At 73.5% G+C, this 275-nt stretch carries 1 protein-coding gene; it reads left to right on the top strand.

The features are described from left to right. Positions 1-12 precede the first annotated feature (12 nt). On the top strand, positions 13-275 hold a 263-nt coding region (locus SB719_RS19910; RefSeq protein ID WP_412159702.1), incomplete at its 3' end, for a FadR/GntR family transcriptional regulator.

The raw sequence follows: 275 nt of genomic DNA, 5'->3' as shown, positions 1-275 counted from the left end.
CGATAATGAAGTGTGACCCAGCCAGCGCCCGGCTCCCTGCATGAGCAGGCCATTGCGTCGTTGGGCGCCCGGATCGTCTCCGGCGACATCCCGGTCGGGACGGTCCTGACGCCCGAGGGGTTGGGCATCTCCCGCACCGTCCTCCGCGAGTGCATCCGCGTGCTCGAGTCGCTGGGTCTCGTGCAGGCCCGCCGGCGACGCGGGACGGTCGTCCTGCCCGCCGGCCAGTGGCAGGCCCTCGACCCCCGGATCCTGGGCTGGCGCCTGGCCGGGCC

Source organism: Pantoea sp. SIMBA_079 (assembly GCF_046940275.1).
GTDB lineage: Bacteria > Pseudomonadota > Gammaproteobacteria > Enterobacterales > Enterobacteriaceae > Pantoea > Pantoea borealis.
This window is presented reverse-complemented; position numbering and strand designations above follow the sequence as displayed.